General features: G+C 60.9%; 16 protein-coding genes and 1 tRNA gene. 5 read left to right on the plus strand and 12 right to left on the minus strand.

Annotated elements, in window-relative coordinates; genetic code table 11:
- The first annotated feature begins 428 nt into the window (after window positions 1-428).
- Both RAD15_RS25625 and RAD15_RS25630 read left to right on the plus strand, forming a co-directional pair.
- Complete coding sequence (locus RAD15_RS25625; protein WP_458180971.1) at window positions 429-575, plus strand: hypothetical protein; 147 nt, start codon at window positions 429-431, stop codon at window positions 573-575.
- Window positions 576-931: 356 nt separating this feature from the next.
- Complete coding sequence (locus RAD15_RS25630) at window positions 932-1,057, plus strand: hypothetical protein (RefSeq protein ID WP_458180972.1); 126 nt, start codon at window positions 932-934, stop codon at window positions 1,055-1,057.
- On the opposite strand, the gene RAD15_RS25635 is transcribed toward RAD15_RS25630, so the two are convergent.
- Entirely contained in the window at window positions 1,054-1,353 is a 300-nt protein-coding gene (locus RAD15_RS25635; protein ID WP_458180973.1) for an H-NS family nucleoid-associated regulatory protein, read from the minus strand. The two genes, RAD15_RS25630 and RAD15_RS25635, sit on opposite strands and share 4 nt — an antisense overlap.
- Window positions 1,354-1,436: 83 nt before the next feature.
- Between RAD15_RS25635 and RAD15_RS25640 the strand changes: the two genes are divergently transcribed.
- The gene (locus RAD15_RS25640) at window positions 1,437-2,078 is read left to right on the plus strand and encodes a hypothetical protein (protein WP_458180974.1); all 642 of its coding nucleotides are present in this window, start codon (window positions 1,437-1,439) and stop codon (window positions 2,076-2,078) included.
- Here RAD15_RS25640 and RAD15_RS25645 read toward each other — a convergent pair.
- The 3 genes from RAD15_RS25645 to RAD15_RS25655 form a co-directional block, all read right to left on the minus strand.
- Complete coding sequence (locus tag RAD15_RS25645; protein ID WP_458180975.1) at window positions 2,058-2,276, minus strand: hypothetical protein; 219 nt, start codon at window positions 2,274-2,276, stop codon at window positions 2,058-2,060. The two genes, RAD15_RS25640 and RAD15_RS25645, sit on opposite strands and share 21 nt — an antisense overlap.
- Window positions 2,276-2,473 carry an H-NS family nucleoid-associated regulatory protein gene (locus RAD15_RS25650; protein ID WP_458180976.1) on the minus strand — a complete coding sequence of 66 codons (198 nt, stop codon included), beginning with the start codon at window positions 2,471-2,473 and terminating at the stop codon, window positions 2,276-2,278. Before RAD15_RS25650 ends, RAD15_RS25645 begins: the two co-directional genes overlap by 1 nt.
- A 718-nt stretch (window positions 2,474-3,191) precedes the next feature.
- Window positions 3,192-3,356 carry a hypothetical protein gene (locus tag RAD15_RS25655; RefSeq protein WP_458180977.1) on the minus strand — a complete coding sequence of 55 codons (165 nt, stop codon included), beginning with the start codon at window positions 3,354-3,356 and terminating at the stop codon, window positions 3,192-3,194.
- A gap of 381 nt (window positions 3,357-3,737) precedes the next feature.
- Here RAD15_RS25655 and RAD15_RS25660 point away from each other — a divergent pair, with 381 nt between their 5' ends.
- Window positions 3,738-4,850: a hypothetical protein gene (locus RAD15_RS25660; RefSeq protein WP_458180978.1), complete on the plus strand. Its 1,113-nt coding sequence runs from the start codon at window positions 3,738-3,740 to the stop codon at window positions 4,848-4,850.
- A 667-nt stretch (window positions 4,851-5,517) separates the two neighbouring features.
- On the opposite strand, the gene RAD15_RS25665 is transcribed toward RAD15_RS25660, so the two are convergent.
- The 8 genes from RAD15_RS25665 to RAD15_RS25700 all read right to left on the minus strand — a co-directional run bounded on the left by RAD15_RS25665 (window position 5,518) and on the right by RAD15_RS25700 (window position 14,487).
- Window positions 5,518-5,907: a DUF3775 domain-containing protein gene (locus RAD15_RS25665; protein ID WP_458180979.1), complete on the minus strand. Its 390-nt coding sequence runs from the start codon at window positions 5,905-5,907 to the stop codon at window positions 5,518-5,520.
- A gap of 299 nt (window positions 5,908-6,206) precedes the next feature.
- Complete coding sequence (locus RAD15_RS25670) at window positions 6,207-8,414, minus strand: AAA family ATPase (protein WP_458180981.1); 2,208 nt, start codon at window positions 8,412-8,414, stop codon at window positions 6,207-6,209.
- A 243-nt stretch (window positions 8,415-8,657) separates the two neighbouring features.
- Complete coding sequence (locus tag RAD15_RS25675) at window positions 8,658-8,927, minus strand: hypothetical protein (protein ID WP_458180982.1); 270 nt, start codon at window positions 8,925-8,927, stop codon at window positions 8,658-8,660.
- A 345-nt stretch (window positions 8,928-9,272) separates the two neighbouring features.
- The gene (locus tag RAD15_RS25680) at window positions 9,273-10,442 is read right to left on the minus strand and encodes a tyrosine-type recombinase/integrase (protein WP_458180983.1); all 1,170 of its coding nucleotides are present in this window, start codon (window positions 10,440-10,442) and stop codon (window positions 9,273-9,275) included.
- 158 nt (window positions 10,443-10,600) lie between these two features.
- Window positions 10,601-10,690: transfer RNA gene (locus tag RAD15_RS25685), tRNA-Ser, on the minus strand.
- A gap of 281 nt (window positions 10,691-10,971) precedes the next feature.
- Window positions 10,972-11,295, minus strand: a complete 324-nt coding sequence (locus RAD15_RS25690; RefSeq protein WP_458181040.1) for a hypothetical protein — start codon at window positions 11,293-11,295, stop codon at window positions 10,972-10,974.
- A 218-nt stretch (window positions 11,296-11,513) separates the two neighbouring features.
- The gene (gene ilvD / locus RAD15_RS25695) at window positions 11,514-13,364 is read right to left on the minus strand and encodes a dihydroxy-acid dehydratase (RefSeq protein WP_458180984.1); all 1,851 of its coding nucleotides are present in this window, start codon (window positions 13,362-13,364) and stop codon (window positions 11,514-11,516) included.
- Window positions 13,365-13,563: 199 nt separating this feature from the next.
- Entirely contained in the window at window positions 13,564-14,487 is a 924-nt protein-coding gene (locus RAD15_RS25700; protein WP_458180985.1) for a VOC family protein, read from the minus strand.
- A gap of 741 nt (window positions 14,488-15,228) precedes the next feature.
- On the opposite strand from RAD15_RS25700, the gene RAD15_RS25705 reads away from it, so the two are divergent.
- Window positions 15,229-17,475, plus strand: a complete 2,247-nt coding sequence (locus RAD15_RS25705) for a TOMM precursor leader peptide-binding protein (RefSeq protein ID WP_458180986.1) — start codon at window positions 15,229-15,231, stop codon at window positions 17,473-17,475.
- Window positions 17,476-17,544: the final 69 nt, after the last annotated feature.

Below are 17,544 nucleotides of genomic sequence, written 5' to 3' on the forward strand. Positions count from 1 at the left end.
CTCTCCGCCTCAACAACAGCCGTTGCCCCCATGCCGACCTTGATCATGTTTTTCTACCACGAAGAACATTATGCGAAGCCCACCATGACCATCGCGCTCGATGGCTCGGTGACGGAGCACGGCGTGCCGTTCATCCGGCGCCGGGCTTGCGTGGCGTATCTTGAGAACCGTGGTGTCGGCCCTACCCGAGCCCAGCTGGATGCCGTTCAGCAGATTTGTGCTCAAGTACTGCGTCATCACCTACAACTGCCTGACCTCGCCGGGGGCGCTCGACATCTTCGAGGAGGACGAGTGCTTAAGCCAGGCACTGGGGCCACGGCTCCCGGAGGGCAGCTTCCAGCCGAAGCGCAAGAACACCAACGTCGTGTACCTGAGAGATGTGAGAGACCGATATCCTTAGGCGTTTCATCCGCTGGCACGACCGTCAGGTGCTCAAGCTTGCCCGCTTCATCCCCCGCACCGCCAAGCCATTCAACTACCGGGACGCCGAGCTGCGGCTGAAGGAGCTGCAGATCATGGGGTTCGTCCTTTGGGTCGGTTTGGCGGCCGTCCTTGCCGACGCTTGGCTCAGTTGAAATTTTTTCTCCAGTAGCCTTGCGCGGGTATCCGCCCTTCCATATTTGACCTGAATGATCCTGGAGAGCCAGTAGGGCTCGATGAAGGGGTCATTTAGGACGCCCAAGCTGGGCGGACCCGTCAGAGCGCCACGCGGCGCTGCAGGCCAGTAGGGCCTGACATTTGAGTTGAACCGCTTCGAAATGCTCTCCCTGACGGGTCGGCGTCGAAGATTTTCACCCGGGATCGGGTGGGGATCTTCCGCGCTGGAAAACCCCATCTGATACCCAAATCTTGGACGTATCAAATGGGATCATCATTCCCTCACGTAAGCTACCTTTCTGCCGCCGTCGCCTTGGCATTCGGCGGAATGGCCATGAGCGTCGGCGTCATCTGGGGTGACCCCGAGAGCCTTCGCAGCCTCCTCAACGGCTACCTCTACGCCATGAGCGTCGCGGTCTTGGCGCTCGCCGGCCGTCAGCCGAAGGATGAGGAGGACTAAGCCGCCCGAAAAGCTTCCAACGACTTACCGCTCACGGCCATCTCGGCCTTCAGCCAAGTAGGCTCGGCACCGCGGCCCGCCCAGGTTTTGGACGGGTCGCGGAGGCTGCGATACTTGACTGCGGCTGAGGGCGGCCGCTTGCCTTCGCCCGGCTTAAAGCCGAGGGCCTTGATCTCGGCCTCCAATTGGAGGCGCCGAGCGTCCTTGGCTGCTGCGAGCAAGGCGGTGATCTGCGGGTACGCCTCGATCATCTCGTCCAGTGTGAGGGCTTTGAATGATGCGACTATGCTGGCCATGCAACCTCCCGCTGTCTCGTAAGCTACGCTATGCTTTGCGCCGAAGACGGCCAAACGGCGTGGCGGGGCAAAGAGGTGCAACTGTGAGCGAACCAGAGAAGAAGATTAAGGCGCGGGTTCAGAAAACCAAGCGCGTGTTCGTCCACAATGACCTATCCCACGCCGCGATGTACTTCGCCGATAACATCCAGGAGAAGCTGGATCGGGGCAGCCGGGACGCCATCATGTTCGACGGCATGGCCTGTGCGGTGATGGTGGCCTTCACCTTCGAGGCCAATGTCAACTTCATGGGTTACGAGTTGGAAAAGGCTGGCAAGCTGCCGAATTGGGACGAGCGCGAGAGCTTTGCGAAGAAGCTGAAGAAAGTGTTCGGCGCGCTCGGCATCCCGGTCGAGCTGGACAAGCGGCCATTGAAGTCCATGGAGCGGATGAAAGTGCTGCGGGACACCCTCGCCCACGGCAAGCCGGTCTATGCCGAGTACGATGAAATTGAGATTGGCTACAACGAAGAGCTGGACCGCGGCGCCGAGCTGCTGGCCGGCTGGGAGCCGGAATGCACAGCGGATTCCGTTTTTGAGGCCCGCGCTGACCTTGAAGAGCTTTGGAAGGTGATGGTGGAGAAGTCCGGCCTGGATATCTGGGACACGATGACGACCGGCGAAGGCGGCCTCACCTTCATCGAGCACGTAGACCCGAGTACACCGTCAACGCATCCGAAGAAGTAGGCGAGAAGAAGTACCTCCGGACACGAGCAAGAACTTCGTTGCTGCGACACGGTCGTTGAAGCGAAACTCCATACCGTTGTCGAGATAGTACATTTGAAAGTCTGGGTCGAATTTCAACGCTTCGGCCTGCAAGCTTTCGAGGTCGTCTGGTGCTTCCACAAACACGCCATAAGCAAAGCTTGACGGAGGAATATGCATCACTTCCTACCAATCAGGAATGCATCCGGCTTCAGCTTCAGCGCCTTCATCTCCTCCCGCATCCAGCGCGGCATCGAGCCCCTGCCCGTCCAGGTGAGCTTGCGGTCCTTCTTGCTGCGATGAGTGGGTTGCGGCTTCACCCGCGTTTTCTTTTCCGCCTGATGTTTCGCGAACATCCGCTCGGTCTCTTGCCGCATTGCCCTGAAGTCCACCACCGATTTTTATGAAATTCATCAAGAAGACGATGTTTCTTCCATCGCTTATGTCTGGCATGGAGAAGGCCGCAATGCGCAAGAAAACGCCGCTTTCATCGTCCAATCCTGCAATGTGCATGATGAGCTGTTGGAGCAGTTAACATCCACCATCAGGCTTTTTCAAAGCATCGCAGAGTTTCCCGAGATCCAAAAGGACTTGGGCGCGCATGGCGACATCATGCGGAAAATCTACGCTTTGAAATAAACCCTCGCCAAAGTGGAGGGCCGTTGATGTGGACCGCTCTCAACCCCGCGAGATGACTGCCGAAGACCGTCTCTACGTTTTCAAGCGCTGCACCGGAAGTTTCCTGCACTACCTCGGCGAAGGACCAAAGACGGACCGCCAGGTATCTGACGCACTGGCGTTGGCCCTCGGTATCGAGGGCGGTAGCTGTGGGCCGGGCTATCCTGACACTTGGTACAAGGGCAACGGCCTCAAGATCTGGGGAAGCTGGGCGTACGTAAACACGCGCACGGACAAGCCCATTTGGTCAGGTGCGGCAACGATCGCCATGGCCGCCAAGTTTACGGCATCAAGACCCCCGAACGATTTCGAGAACCGACCTTGTTCGACTTCGCGCAAGAGCAACAGCGTGAAAGCCCTGCGGCATAGAAAAGGCCCCGGGGCGACCGGGGCCTTAAACTGGTGGGGCGGCTACTCTCAGCAGGCTTCCAATGTTTCACAACATCCGAAATTGGCGTGACAACGTCTAATACCCTCTCGGGACCCCAGAGCCGTTAGAATTGCTATGCCTTTGATGATGCGCAGGCGCACCTTGGCGGCGAGTTGCAGGCGCAGGTTTAGTTTTACGGCGAGCTTGTTCATCGTGTTGTACTCCGTTGGGCTTTGGGTCGGATTGACTTTGGGCTTGACCGGGTACCGTCAGGTGGACGCGCCACGCCACTTCGGCATCGATGTGAATGAGAGGTCGCCACGGTACCGAGCTCTGCATTCACCCCATAGATATTCATGGGCCGGTCGCGCCGCAACCGTTGCCAACCGAATTTTGCCCAGACGTCGCCCCAGACACGCCCGCTATCGCATCCTGACCTTGGGGATAACCGGGACTACCGGGGGTAGGTCCACGCAAAATGTTGCGAGTCCCCCCTTGTTCCAATACTAATTATAGGCATCTGATTCGCTGAGCTTGGGGTTCGATAACAAGAACAAAATGAGCCTTCTGGGTTCGTTCTCATAGGGGCGTTTATGACCAAAGGCGGCCGTAAGTCGCGTGGTGTAAAAGGTTCTGAAGTCAAGCTGCTACCCTGGAGGCCATTCAACGACCGGCCGTCAGGTGTCTGGATCGACGACACGGCGGAGCGGATCAAAGAGACCGCCCAGCCGGAGCTGATCGAGTCCCTGTACCGAAACCCCATCCCCAAGGATGCCAAGTTTCGAGTGCTCAAGCACCTCATCACCGTCAACGGCACTAAGCGGCCCAACGGTGATAACTGCCCCTGCCCGATGTGCACGCCGAACCGGTTTCTCACCGGTTCGCTGGTCTGGTTTCCAGACCTTCAGTTCTGCGCCTTCATCGGCAACTGCTGCGCCGACGACGACGTATTGGCCGAGGCCGAGAAGGAGCGGAAGTGGCGCGAGAAGCGCGACAGCGAGGAAAGCTATCTCCTCGATGCACTGCCGCTGGTCGGTCCGAAGCTGATGGTGCTGGAGACGTTGAAGCCGGTGGCTTTCGAGGCCGTCCGGTCTTACCGGAAAATTCGCAACACCCTGCCCCAGGTCCACGAGCAGCTTCGCAAGATGAAGCAGCATCACGGTGGCGAACTCACGCTCGTCGAAATCATCCGGGACCAGTCCGAGGAGAATCAGGAGGATTACTACGGGCCCGCTGGCTTCAAAGGTCGAGGCAAGGATGGTGTCGAAACCCGTGACGTGACCTTCGGCACCTTCTCCGGCCACATCGCTGTCCACAAAGATTACAACCCGACGAAGGAGCTGGAGGACATCCACCGGTCACTGACATCGGTGGCTTCCAACTCCTACGGCCAGGACGCCTTGGACTTCATCGTCTCGATGACCGAAGCCCAGCGCCACGCCGCCGTGGTCATTCTCCGCGACGCTGAGGCGAAGACCATCAGGTTCAAAGACCGCCTGCAGGATCTGGCGTTGTTCTTCACGCGCACCAACGCGGACAAGCTGAACCGCTTCTTCACCCACGACCTCAACAGCATCTATTACAAGGTCGAGTACACCACGGTGCGCGGCCAGCCGACGCTGAGGTTCAAGAAGGGTGCCAGCAATTACGACCTTATCCGTGGTTCATGGGCCGACAAGCTGGACTTCGATTGGCCGAAGAGTTGACGGCGAGTCGCGAAGCAGCTTCCATGGGCGGTGAAGGAGCCGCCCATGACGACACCTCCGCTTCCATTTCCGTGGGTCGATCACGAAGCCGCTCACAAGCGCCGTATGCGGCATCATAGGATCGAGCTTGCGGTGCTTGCTGCCCTGTGCGCGGCAATCATCTCAGCGGTCGCATATCGCGCATGGATGCACTGGAGCCACATCATTTACTGAACGCCCGTCCTTCGGACCTTAGACCCCACGCCACCCGCCCGATGGGCGTTATGAGAGCACGTGGGGCTTAAGACACGGGGCGATGGAGCGAGCGGTAACTGCGGCCAGATTCTGCACTAGCCAAAGCAAGAACAAAGATCGGTGAACCCGCACGCAACCCGCACGCATCAGTGCCCACGCATCAGTGCCATCGGCTGCATTTTCCTGCTATTCAGTGCCCCTCTCCGCCCTCCCCGAGTGGAAAAACCAGAAACGTTCTCAAGGAGTTCTGCAAAATGAGATACCTCCACACCATGCTGCGCGTTTTGCGCAGCAGCCTTGGGACCGCTCCCTCCTCTTGATCCATCAAGAGCGCCTTTTCTTTTTTAAGTTCTGCAGGATTTCAGGGGCGGCGACTGCCCCCCGGTAGACCGGGTACCCTCAGCAGGGACCCGGCACCCGGGCTTCCACCCGCCTAAGAACTCACGCGTGCAAGGATCGCTTCGCCCTCAGCTAGACACCTAGGCAGGTCCGCGAACTTCTCCAGAAGGTAGTGTACGTCGCCACGCCGGGCGCTTTGCCTGGCTCTCCGCATAGCTGAAGCGAAATGGTCGTAGTCACCTCGCCCAAGCCACATGAGGGCCTTCAGCTCATCCATCGCAGCCCGGGACAAGGATTCAAGCAACGTGTAGAGACTGTGGTGAGTGATGTCATCGTAGATCGCGAACAAGCGCTCACCTGCCTCTCGGGCAACATCATGGTCCCACTGAACTCCTTTAGGTTCGGAGGGAGGGAATTTTTCGCCTAGCCTCTCAGCAAGGACCTTGATCGTTTCAATGGTATGCGGTCGCAAATACTTCAGCATTTCGTCAGCTCCTTTCGAGTGAGGTCTTTCAATCGTTCGCGGACAGCGGCTGCCTCCGTCCGTCAATCGTCGGCGCTTAGCTATCCGCCCAATTTGCTCCCCAACCCTTAGGGGTTGGGGAATGAGGCAAAGTTAGTGGGAAATGAGACGCAAGGTTCTTTCAAGGTCGGCTCCACGGTTTTGATTTTGCTCGGTTTTCACTTTGCAAATAACTTTGCGCAGACCTTGAAATCAGCTTTGCTTCCAACCTTGAAACGACCTTGCACGCCCATCCGATGCAAGATCAGACACTGATCGCTTCAGCCTGAGAGCCGATATTCTGTTCGCCTGTTCTCGCCAGACCGAACAACCCTGCCTTGCTTCTCCAGCTTCGCTAGGAATCTTGTGGTGATGCTCCGATCTTTCAGTTCGGTTAGGCCCGCAGCCTTACGGTCCTCATTGTGCTGTGTGAACACCTTGCCCGGAGCGATGGGAATATCGTCAAGCCTGTCGCCCGTTGCGTCTGCAATCCGCAGTGCGCACGTCCTCAAAGCGCTCAACGCTCCCTCGACCTTATCGGCCGAGGTATCGGGCGGTACTAGCCTCTCGTCGTCTGCAATGCCATCCACGTTTTCTAGCGCGGCGCCACGATCACGTTCCATGGCAACAGGGGCGCCGACCGGCTTGCCACTAACGTCCGCCCAAAGGTTCACCACGCCAATCTTGAACCTGATTTTCTGGCCGCTGCGACCGTCGCGCATCTTCTGCGTCTCGGCCACCCCGTCCTCCACCAAAATAGTAGCATCTACGCTCCCAAGAAGATTTGAGTCCCCGCGCATACCTCTCGCACTGATCTTGCCAGGGTGATGCACCGCGAGAACGGCGGCCTTAGTCTCTTGAATCACAAGTCGGCACCGATTCACAAAGGTTCCCATTTCACTGTTTTGATCCATGCCGGGAGTCGCAGCAGACAGCGTGTCTATCGCAATCGCGACGCAAGGCAGGCCAGTCACCTTTTCAAGCTCTCTGGCTGCTTTCACGACACGTTTGGCGTCTTTGTCGCTCTTATAGAAGTCCATACCTACGCGAACGAATGCGAGGGGAAGCTTGTCGCCATCATCGATGTTATGGTGGGCACGCCAAGCTTTCGCACGGCGAGCGGTGCCATTCGGCCCCTCAAGCGCGACAAAGAGCACGCAGCCTTGCCGAACCTCGCGCCCGCGCCACTTTTTGCCCGCAGCGACGTGATAAAGCATATCAAGCAGCAGCAGGCTTTTCCCGCTGTTCGGCGGACCATAGACAACAGCCAGGGTCTTCTCTTCAATGAGCTCCTCGACAAGCCACGAAGGCAGGCAAGACTTCGCTGCGACTTCATGTTCCATTTCGAAAAGAGTTGACGGTGACTTTGAGCCTACGACTCCGTCACCTAGCTCAGTATGGTCGTCCTCGTCGTCGTCAACGGCTTCGAACGCGGAGCCATCGGACGGCGTGTTCTTCGTCAGCCCTTGATTCTTGATCCACTCGCGCGCGATTTGACGGTCGTCATACTGACCTGACTTAGGCTTATCGTCAGTGTATTCGCCTGCTCCTTCCCAAGACGAAAAGAAGATCGAGAGGGCTTCAACCGGAAGGTCAGGCCATTCGCGCATGATGTGTCGGGCCGCGAGGAAGCGGTTTGTAGAGCAGTCAGCTCCCGGTGCATTATAGAGCGATCGAAGCTCAGGGTTTGACGCCAGGAGCCCGTTCAAGTCGTAATCGCCGAGATTGGCATCGAAGGCATGCTCGTACTTCTCCCAATCGGCCTCTTCGAGACGCTTGATGACCTCGCGCTCCTGGGTGGGCGTGACAGCCACGCCCTGCGCGACGGAGGATTGCGCGCCGATCAGCTCGACGATCTCGTCGGGTAGCCGGGGAATTTTGCCGCTGGTGATCGCGCGTAGGAAGTTCAGACGGTCGGCGTCTGAGCCGTACGTCTTGCCATCCTCACGGATCGAGCCAGGGCCGACGAACTGACCGCCCTGCCCGCGCACGTCGGTCCCATACTGCTTCTTGAGCAAGCCCGCCTTGTTGTTGAATTTGCTCTCGGGGTCGACGAACACGAAGTGCTGCCCGCCCGACTTCGTCGGGTTGACGGGCACGCCTTCGGGCACGCCGCCGATCTCGGCAAACAGCTCTGCCATCTTGGCAGGACCGTCGTCCTTCTTGTCAGCATCGAGTACGACCAGCTTGGAAGGACCGCACGAGATCGACGGCACGGCATCGGGGAACTTGCGCCACATGCGCTTGATGACTTCGATGTCACGAGTGGCGCCGACGTGCGCGGGCTCAACCTCGTGTTTCTCCATGAACTCTTCGACCGCGGCTTCAACGTCGGCCTTCGACAGCGACGTGTCAGCGCGATTGTAGCGGGGGATCAACGGCACCTTGCCGTCGCTCGGGAAGACGTAAAGCCCGACCTGTGCGAACTGAAACGCGTTCTTCTTGTTCCGGCTGCGCCGCGCGCTTGAGTTATCGATCGCCGAACTCATGCCGACTCTCCCAACAGAGCGCGGCACAGGGTGCGTTGAACGGAAATCTCGGCTATATCGACGTTTCGATTCAGGCTCTTAATGTGTCGGAGCACGAAGCCATGCTCCGAGGCGAGCAAGTGCTTGATGTCAGGTTGAGCAGTTTCTTTGGACATGGGATTTCTCGACAAGCGCGCAAGCGCGACCGCCCGTCGAAGGGCGTCACGGCGGCACGGGTCATGGTCTATCGATGGATTTTTAGGCTCACGTCGCGGCGGAACGCGACCGCGCGGCGAACGCATCGACCGCAGACGCGATGGTCGTCTCTTTCCACGCGTTCAGATGTCCGCGCTTCACGTCAGGCGGCGGGATCAGTCCTTCGGCCCTGTATTTGTAGAATGCGGGCAGCGACGCTCCACCGAGAGCACCGCAGAAGAATTCTGTGCCCTGGTAGCGGTACTGATTGGGGTAGTCGGCCGGAAAGTTGATCAGATTAGTCGTGCGCGGCGCGCGCTGCCGGGTAGCTTTAGACATAGTTCGACTCCGATTGCCCATCTGTGGGCGGTTGATCATCGGAGCCGAGCCGCAACCCGGTGCTATAAATCGGCAAAGCCCGCTGAGCGGGAACCCTTATCAATCAGGTCTTGATCTCGACCGGGTTAGAACCCGGCCGGGGCGACGTGTCGCTTCCGTCTGACGCCAGAGACGCGCCGAAACCTCTCTGGTCTACCCCGCGCACATTCCGTGTTACGCGGCGCTTATCTTGTATATACGCGTCTCTAGGCGATTTTTCAATTTAGGGGACACGACTTTGGGGGCATAACGGCGGATTTAGGCTCCCGGGAAAATTTCACCCCCGGATTATCCCCCCACCCTGTCCTAGGGCCGCCCCGCCGACAGGCAGAACTCGGCCCATTCCTGCATCAGCTTTCGACGTTTCGCCAGGGCCGTACCGCGCCTATACGCGGCCTCCGTCTCATCGCCGGTAGCGTGTGCAATGGCGGCCTCAGCGACCTCCCACGCGGCTTCTGTCTCGTCCCCAGCCCAATCCCGGAAGGTGGAGCGCATGCCGTGCGTGGTGGCTCGGCTGCTCGTATGGCGCTTGATGCAATTTGCGAGGGTGACATCGCTAACTGGCCGGAAAGGCAATTGCGCGAGCGCGAGCGGGGTAAGCGGCACAAAATGCGTGCGCTCGCCCTTCATCCGGGTCGAAGGGATTGTCCAAAGATCGCCCTTCACTTCGGCCGCTTCATCCAGTGAGTACGCTTCATTGAACCGGCAGGCAGTCAAGATGATCCACCGCAGCATCTGCGCGGCGTTGCTCGTATCGGCGGTGAGCGACTTCCAGAACTTCGGCATCTCCTGATAAGGCAGCGCCGGATGGTGTTGCACGGCCGCTTTGCGCTTCTGCTTGGGCAAGAGGTGTTTGATGATGCTGAGCGTGGCCGGGTTGTCACCCGTTCTGAGCTTTTGGGCTTTCGCTGCGTCGAGTATTTGCTCGATACGGCCGCGAACGCGGGCAGCCGTTTCCTTCTTCGTCATCCAGATCGGAGCAAGCACCTTGACCACGTCATCGCTCGCGATCTCCGGGACCGCCTTAGCCCCCATGATCGGGTATACATAGGTACGAAGCGAGTTGCGCCACTGCTGGCGGTGCTTCGGGTTTTTCCACCCGGCTTCGTGCGTGGTGATGTACTGAGCTGCGTAGTCTTGAAAGCTGATCGCCTTGGCGGCTTCGACCTTCGCGGCGGTGCGCAGCTCGTTCCGATGCTCGATTGGGTCTTTCCCCTCCCGCAGCAACTTGCGGACCCTGTCAGCGGCCTCGCGCGCCTCGGCAAGGCTCTTGCGGGCGGCATCGGTACTGCCGTTAGGAGCCGCGCCCAAGCCCATGTAGCGCTCTTTGCCCGAGAGCGGCGATTTGTACCGAAAGACCCAGGAACGGCCCCCGCGAGGGTCAACGTCGAGCCGTAGCCCGCCGCCATCGGAAAGCTTCGCTCCCGGCCCTGCATTCTTCACCTGAAGCGCCGTCAAAACGTGGAGCGCGCCCATAAAGTGTCCTCCGAAACCCACGTCCTACCCCACGTCAAGACCGTAGATTGGGGCAGAGTTCGGAGGATACATTTAGATTAGATAAGACGGAAAGTCACGCGAAAGCAGGGCTTTGCACGTGTCGCTAAGACGTGGAGAGATGAGCTAAGATGAGATGGTGGCGGAAGGGGTGGGATTCGAACCCACGGTACCCTTGCGGGCACGCCGGTTTTCAAGACCGGTGCCTTAAACCACTCGGCCACCCTTCCAAGCCTGGAATGGCTGTCGCTTAACGTAGTCGACGACGCAAGGCAACGCGAAGTTGGGGCCCCGGTAGCGGCCCGCCCTCGTTCCCCGGAAACAGCTCTGTCAGGCCTGCGTCAGTCCGGTGCTCTAGCCTCGCGCGCGACCGTCGAGACCGCCGAGGGCATCGCCGGTTGCGAGGGCCCGGCTGGAGTTTTGGCTCCATGTCCGGGCCCCTCGTTTGCGCGCAAAAGAAAACGGCGCCCCGTGAGGAGCGCCGCTTGAAATCGTCGTCGTTGCGCCGGGCTCAGTAGCCGCAGGAGGCGCAGCCCGTCTGCACCGGGGCGTAATAGGAATAGCCGGGCGAGACCATCTCGACGCGCTGGCGCGTGGCGTATTGCGGCGGGATGCGCTCGTACTGGACGCTGGGCGGCGCGACCATCACGGTCTGCGGCACCATCACGGTGCGGTACTGCGCCGGCGAGCGATGCGCGACCGTGGCGCCGGGCGAAACCATCACGGTCTCGTCGACGGTGCGGTATTGCGGCTGCACGTATTGCTGCTGGTAGCAGGTCTGACACGGCGGCGGTGCGTAGCAATTGTAGCAGCCGGCGGAGGCCGCAGTCGTCATCGAAATCGCGGCGACGGCCGCGGAGAAAACAACAGCAAGAGTACGAGACATTATGTAGTGCCCCAATTGCCCGAAATGGATTTGCGAAGGTCGCAGCAGTATACGCCGCGAAATCCTGGGCTGCTGAAGTTCATCGGGGCATCCTTAATGCGAACGGCCGGCTTTCGCCGGCCGTTCAGCACTTGTTGACCATCCGCGCGACGCGAACGATGCGATGCTCACTTCGCGCGACGCTTCACCTCGCGCACTGCGCCGCGCGCGGCGCTGGTGGTGAGTGCGGCGTAGGCCTGCAGCGCGGTCGAGACGTTGCGCTTGCGCGCAGCCGGCTGCCAGGCGGCATCGCCCTTCGCCTCTTCCGCGGCGCGGCGCTTGGCGAGCTCCTCGTCGGAGACCTCGAGATTGATGCTGCGGTTCGGAATGTCGATGGCGATGCGGTCGCCGGTGCGCACCAGGCCGATGTTGCCGCCTTCGGCCGCTTCAGGCGACAGATGGCCGATCGACAGGCCGGAGGAGCCGCCGGAGAAGCGACCGTCGGTGACGAGCGCGCAGGCTTTGCCGAGGCCCATCGATTTCAGATAGCTCGTCGGATACAGCATCTCCTGCATGCCGGGGCCGCCGCGCGGGCCTTCGTAGATGATGACCACGATCTCGCCGGCGACAACCTTGCCGCCCAGAATGCCCTCGACGGCGGCGTCCTGGCTTTCGAACACGCGCGCGGGGCCGGTGAATGTCAGGATCGAGGCGTCGACGCCGGCGGTCTTCACGATGCAGCCGTCCTGCGCGAGGTTGCCGTAGAGCACGGCGAGGCCGCCGTCCTTGCTGAAGGCATTCTCCAGATTGCGCACGACGCCCTTCTCGCGATCAGCATCGAGCTCGTCGTAGCGGCGCTCCTGGCTGAAGGCGACCTGGGTCGGGATGCCGCCGGGCGAAGCACGATAGAAGGTGCGGACCGCCTCGCTCTTCGAGCGCTTGATGTCCCAGCGCTCCAGCGCCTCGTTCATGGTCGGCGCGTGCACGGTGGAGACCGAGGTGTCGATCAGGCCGGCGCGGTCGAGCTCGCCCAGGATGCCCATGATGCCGCCGGCGCGATGCACGTCCTCGACATGCACGTCGGCGACCGACGGGGCGACCTTGCAGAGCACGGGCACGCGGCGCGACAGGCGGTCGATATCCTGCATGGTGAATGCGACCTCCCCTTCATGGGCAGCGGCGAGCAAATGCAGCACGGTGTTGGTCGAGCCGCCCATGGCGATGTCGAGCGTCATCGCGTTCTCGAACGCCTTGAAGTTTGCGACGTTGCGCGGCAGCACGGATGCGTCATCCTGCTCGTAATAGCGGCGGACGAGATCGACGATGGTGTGGCCGGCCTCGACGAACAGGCGCTTGCGGTCGGCATGGGTTGCCACCACCGTGCCGTTGCCGGGCAGCGCGAGACCAAGCGCCTCGGTCAGGCAGTTCATGGAGTTGGCCGTGAACATGCCCGAGCAGGAGCCGCAGGTCGGGCACGCCGACCGCTCGATCACCTTGACGTCGTCGTCGCTGACCTTGCTATCGGCCGCGGCCACCATGGCGTCGATGAGGTCGACGGCCTTGGTCTTGCCCTGCAGCTTGACCTTGCCGGCCTCCATCGGGCCGCCCGAGACGAACACGACGGGAATGTTGAGCCGCAGCGCGGCCATCAGCATGCCGGGCGTGATCTTGTCGCAGTTGGAGATGCAGACGAGGCCGTCGGCGCAGTGCGCGTTGGCCATGTACTCGACGCTATCGGCGATCAGCTCGCGCGACGGCAGGCTGTAGAGCATGCCGTCATGGCCCATGGCGATGCCGTCGTCGACCGCGATGGTGTTGAACTCCTTGGCGACGCCGCCGGCCTGCTCGATCTCGCGGGCGACGAGCTGGCCGAGGTCCTTGAGGTGGACGTGGCCGGGCACGAACTGGGTGAAGGAGTTGACGACCGCGATGATCGGCTTGCCGAAATCGCCGTCCTTCATGCCCGTCGCGCGCCAGAGGCCGCGCGCGCCCGCCATGTTGCGGCCGTGGGTGGTGGTGCGGGAGCGATAGGCTGGCATGGCGGTTTCCGTCCTGGGTTGGATCGGCCGGGCGGGAAAATATGGAGCCGCCTCAGGCCTTTCCGGCCGGATAGCGCACGGGATGGGCGCGCGCAACGGGAACTTGGCCTGGATGGGGCCGGATCGGCCTATCGCAGGCCTCCCCTGCTCCCGGCGCGGGCTATTGCAGGGTCGCGTCAGCGCCGGACAGACGCCGCAGCTAGCGCTTCGGCTTGGGCAGCACAATTCTCCCCTGGGAGGCAATGCCACCCCATTTGGCGGACCAGCCGATTTCCGAAGCCGAGGATGGCTCAATGCTTGTCTGACCTCGGGCGCCCTGCAATGCAAACAAGGCGCCCTGGGGATCGACACATCGTGCGATCCAGCAGCCATCAGGCAATTCGATCGGACCCTGGAGGATCCGGCCTCCGCCGGCATTCACATGTTTCGTGGCAGCACCGATGTCGTCGACATTGAAGTAATGCAGCCAGCTCGGCTGCCCTACGCTCGGAAGTTTCGTGAGCATGCCGCCGACCGTCTGCCCACCCGCCGAAAACAATTGATACCAGGCAGCTGCTTCGCTTTGAGCGTCGGCCTTCTGCCAACCGAATAGTTCCCTGTAGAAATCGAAGATCACGGCCCGGTCGGCAGCCAGTAGCTCATGCCAGCCTACGCACCCCGGCTCGTCCAGCCGGCCCGATTTCCGTCGGCCATATCCCGGTTCTTTGATCAACCCGAACGTCGCGTCCTGCGGATCGGCAACGACTGCTATGCGGCCAATATTGGTGTCGGTCGGCGGTACGAGGATCGTGCCCCCAAGACGCCTGATCTGCGCGGCGGTCGCGTCCAGGTCGTCGACAGCGACGTATCCCATCCACCGCGGCGTCGCCCCCAATCTCCGGCCCTCTTCCGGGATATCCATAAGTCCGCCCAGCGGAGCTCCGCCGCTACGAAGCACCGTATAAGGCAGCTCCGGGGTCGATTCATCCTTCACGTCCCAGCCGACGGCCTTGCGGTAAAATGCGCCCGCCGCCGCGACATCCGTGGTCAGGAGCTCATACCAGGCGAAATGCCCCGATCGATTTGCCACGCCGATCTCTCCGTTCGAGATTCGATGCGCTTGCGGCACTGCACCAAGCTGCACGCGCACTCGTTGATGCGTTGTGTCAACTGGCCGTGCCGATGCCGTTCATGAAGATGAATACATCCCGAACGTGCGGCGCCGCGCTTTTTGTGCGCGAAATTGTTGCTCGCGTTATTTCCTGGGCGTAGGCTTACCGCGGCTGGGATGCTTCCTGCAATGCTCGGAGGTTCGACCATGCGGCAGGCGAAGAAGACTTCTAAAGGGAAGAAGCGAGTCACCAAAGTCGCCGTGCCGGCGTTCGGAGCCGCAGGGTTGACGTTCTCGCTGGCGGGAGGTGCATCGGCGTCCGCCGTGCCGACATCCGACGTACAACAATTGCCCCACTTCGGCACCGGTCAGGCAATCACGCTCGATGAAGAGGAAATGGCTGACGTCAGCCTGGCCACCTTCCATCTCTTCGACAAGGAAAACGCCGGTAGCCGCGTGCAGCTGGCATGGCGCGGATGCGGCGGTTGCCGCGGCTGCAGAGGCTGCCGGGGTTGCCGTAGTTGCCGATGTGGCGTCGGTTGCCGATGTGCGGGTTGTGCCGTCGGCTGTGGCGTTGGTGTGGTGGGATGCGCCGTATCATGTGCGGGTTGCTGCGCATCGTGGGGCCGTTGCCGCTTGTGCTAGGCCCCGGCGCGTTCCGAATGTCAAATTCACGGGTTGATAGGTCATTGGCCGGCCTCAAGAGAGGGGCCGGCCAATTGCTTGATTTCGCTACGACCGGCGTGACGGCAACAGGATCAGCGTGCTGACTCAATGACTGCAACTCGCAAGACCCGCGCCGCGCGGCAGACCCGCAAAGACATTCTCCGATTTGCCCCGAACTTCACCGCTTACGTACTGCCTCCCGATGCGGTTTGCCTCTATTCCGAGGATCGCAAGTTCTTCCTGCACGGCGAGCTCTACTGTGCCTTGGCCACCGCGATCGGAAAACATGGCAAGGCTTGGCCGGAGATCATTAGCCAGCTTTCGAAGCACTTTCCGGCCGACAAGATCGAGGAAGCGATCAAGCGGCTCCTCGATCGCCGGTATGTCGTGGCGCGGGCCCCGCAAGCATTCGACGAAGCCGTCGGGGGGTTCTGGGCAAGCCTCGGCCTGTCTTTGGGAGTCGCGGAACAAAATCTTCGCAATTGCTCCGTCCGGGTCGAGTCGATTGACGTCAAAGGCGCGAAGGAGCTGATCGCGGCGCTCAGCAAGCTCGGCGTTCAAATCGCCAAGCGAGCGCCGAAGTTCACGATCACGCTGGCGAACGATTATCTCGACCGGCGACTGGCTGAACTGAACGAGCAACGCGTGGCCGGCAAGACGCCCTGGTTGCTGGTCCAGCCATCCGGCCCGTTTCCGCTGGTCGGGCCCGTGTTCAAACCGGGCGAGAGCGCCTGCTGGACCTGCCTGTTCGATCGCATGATCCGCAACCGGGAGATCAAGGGGTTTCTCGACCGGGGCCCGGCGCGTGCGGTTGCCCTATCGCCGCTCGTCAGAGAAAGCGTCGGCCAGACTGGAATCCATTTTGCGGCCGTGGAAATCGCCAAGGCGATTGCCTCGGATTTTCGCACCGATTTGTGCGATCACATCGCAAGCTTCGACCTGACCGGCGCCGCCATCGCCAAGCACTACGTGACGCGACGTCCGCAATGTCCGACCTGCGGCAGCAGGAAGCTGAACAACCCGCGCCGATCTCCGGCCCTGGTCGAAATTGCCGAGGGCAAGAAGCTCGTCATGACCAGCGGTGGATATCGCACCGTTACGTCGCGGTCGACGGTCTCGCGTTTCCGCAAGCATGTGAGCCCACTGACAGGGGTGGTGACCAGGCTCGAACGCATCGACGTCGATCTGCCGATGAACACCAACTACTTCGCCCAGCATAATTTCTCCGCGCCGGCCCACAGCATCGACCAGCTCAGGTCCGGATTGAGCGGCGGCAGTTTTGGCAAGGGCTCGACCGCCGAGCAGGGCGAAGCCAGCGCGCTGATGGAATCGATCGAACGCTATTCGGGTATTTTCCAGGGCGATGAGATCAGGACGACGCGTCGATTTGCCGATTTCGCGCCTGGCGACGCGCTTCTTCCCAACGATGTCCAGCTCTTCAGTGAAACGCAGTTCAAGAACAGATTTCTCCAGCAACCGGACGATCCCCATCCGGTTCCCGAGCCGTTCGATCCCTCAGCGAGGACCGAGTGGTCGCCGGTCTCATCGTTGCGCGACAAACGCTTCAAATATCTGCCGACGGGCCTCCTGTACTTCTTTTATGGCGGCTTTCATACGGATTCCAACGGCTGCGCGGCCGGCAACACCCGCGACGAAGCGATTGTCCAGGGCTTCCTCGAACTGATCGAACGCGATGCCTACGCGATCTGGTGGTACAACCGGGTGCAGCGCGCCGAGGTCGACCTCGAGCAGTTCGACGATTTCTATGTCCGGGATCTCCGGACTCAATTTGCGGAAGCCGGGCGCAAGCTGTGGGTGCTCGATGTCAGCACCGACCTCGGCATTCCCTCTTACGTGGCCATCATGCACTGGATGCAGAATGGACACGAGCATATCGAGTTCGGTTCCGGCGCCCATTTCGACCGCCGCATAGCCCTGCTGCGCTCCCTCACCGAGCTGACCCAATTCATGTCCGTCGCCATGATGGGCGGTGCGAGCGGCGAGAAGCCGACCCTCGACGGTGTCACACCGCTGCGCCTGGAGGACTACCCGTTCCTGACACCGAGCGACCACCCGATCGTCCCGCCTGCGCCGAGCCTGAAGCTTCACGACAATACGCGTGACCAGGTCATTGCCTGCGTCGAGATCGCCGCCCGCGCGGGTTACGATTTCCTCGTCCTCGACCAGACACGTCCCGACGTCGAGGTTCCGGTCGTCAGAGTGCTCGTTCCCGGCCTGCGTCATTTTTATCGCCGCTTCGCACCGGGCCGCCTTTACGATGTGCCGGTGAAGCTCGGATTGCTGGACCGGCCGCGACTGGAAAGCGATCTGACTTCATTCCTTCCACACACCTGAAGGGTTGCTCTTTCGTGCGCGCTCCCAGGAAAACGCCGACCAGGAAGATCGCGCCGGACATTGCTGCCC

It is taken from the genome of Bradyrhizobium sp. 14AA, from assembly GCF_054185205.1.

Bases quoted from the DNA above. Each gene is read 5' to 3' on its own strand.
- RAD15_RS25630 (WP_458180972.1), top strand. From the start codon at position 932: ATGAGCGTCGGCGTCATCTGGGGTGACCCCGAGAGCCTTCGCAGCCTC.
- RAD15_RS25690 (WP_458181040.1), bottom strand. From the start codon at position 11,295: ATGACGACTGCGGCCTCCGCCGGCTGCTACAATTGCTACGCACCGCCG.
- ilvD (WP_458180984.1), bottom strand. From the start codon at position 13,364: ATGCCAGCCTATCGCTCCCGCACCACCACCCACGGCCGCAACATGGCG.
- RAD15_RS25705 (WP_458180986.1), top strand. From the start codon at position 15,229: ATGACTGCAACTCGCAAGACCCGCGCCGCGCGGCAGACCCGCAAAGAC.
- RAD15_RS25635 (WP_458180973.1), bottom strand. From the start codon at position 1,353: ATGGCCAGCATAGTCGCATCATTCAAAGCCCTCACACTGGACGAGATG.
- RAD15_RS25680 (WP_458180983.1), bottom strand. From the start codon at position 10,442: ATGGGCGCGCTCCACGTTTTGACGGCGCTTCAGGTGAAGAATGCAGGG.
- RAD15_RS25650 (WP_458180976.1), bottom strand. From the start codon at position 2,473: ATGCGGCAAGAGACCGAGCGGATGTTCGCGAAACATCAGGCGGAAAAG.
- RAD15_RS25675 (WP_458180982.1), bottom strand. From the start codon at position 8,927: ATGTCTAAAGCTACCCGGCAGCGCGCGCCGCGCACGACTAATCTGATC.
- RAD15_RS25655 (WP_458180977.1), bottom strand. From the start codon at position 3,356: ATGAACAAGCTCGCCGTAAAACTAAACCTGCGCCTGCAACTCGCCGCC.
- RAD15_RS25670 (WP_458180981.1), bottom strand. From the start codon at position 8,414: ATGAGTTCGGCGATCGATAACTCAAGCGCGCGGCGCAGCCGGAACAAG.
- RAD15_RS25665 (WP_458180979.1), bottom strand. From the start codon at position 5,907: ATGCTGAAGTATTTGCGACCGCATACCATTGAAACGATCAAGGTCCTT.
- RAD15_RS25645 (WP_458180975.1), bottom strand. From the start codon at position 2,276: ATGCATATTCCTCCGTCAAGCTTTGCTTATGGCGTGTTTGTGGAAGCA.
- RAD15_RS25660 (WP_458180978.1), top strand. From the start codon at position 3,738: ATGACCAAAGGCGGCCGTAAGTCGCGTGGTGTAAAAGGTTCTGAAGTC.